1 pseudogene is annotated in these 630 nt (G+C 40.6%); it reads left to right on the plus strand.

From position 1 onward, the window contains the following. Window positions 1-73: 73 nt before the first annotated feature. Window positions 74-630: pseudogene (locus MMY95_RS15640) on the plus strand (IS30-like element ISLpl1 family transposase); the annotation flags it as partial.

Below are 630 nucleotides of genomic sequence, written 5' to 3' on the forward strand. Positions count from 1 at the left end.
CTGTTCGGACAAAAAAGATCAGCTTCCTTTAAAATGGTGTTTACCACAAACCCATCTTTTAGGAGCTGATCTTTTGTCTAGTATAACCTATTCCGAACGAATTAAAATCGAAACCTTTTGTGAACTAGGGCTGTCCAATATCCAAATGGGCGTTCGGCTGAACCGATCACCGTCAACAATTTCTTATGAATTATCTCGATGTCAACCTTATCAGGCTGAATTAGCACAAACAGATGTCGAATACAAGCGATCACGATGTGGTCGGAAAACTAAGCTGAGCGATGAGTTAAAGCAAAAAATTCTCAACCATTTACGTCTAAGCTGGTCACCAGGAATGATTGCTCACGAATTTAAACTAGCTACTAAATCTATTTATAATTGGCTAAATCAGGGGAGAATTGGTTTCTCCTTGAATGATCTACCTGAACATGGTGTACGCCAACGGCGTAACGTTGACCAACGATCCAAATATAATCAATCTTTGGGGCGATCAATTGAACAGCGTCCCATGATGATTAATCAACGTAATCGCATCGGCGATTTTGAACTAGATACAGTCGTTGGTCCTCGTGGGCATAGTAAGGCAGTTTTATTAACTTTAATCGATCGCAAATCACGGTTCCTTTGGGC

The organism is Lactiplantibacillus sp. ME-2 (assembly GCF_022549155.1).
GTDB lineage: Bacteria > Bacillota > Bacilli > Lactobacillales > Lactobacillaceae > Lactiplantibacillus > Lactiplantibacillus plantarum.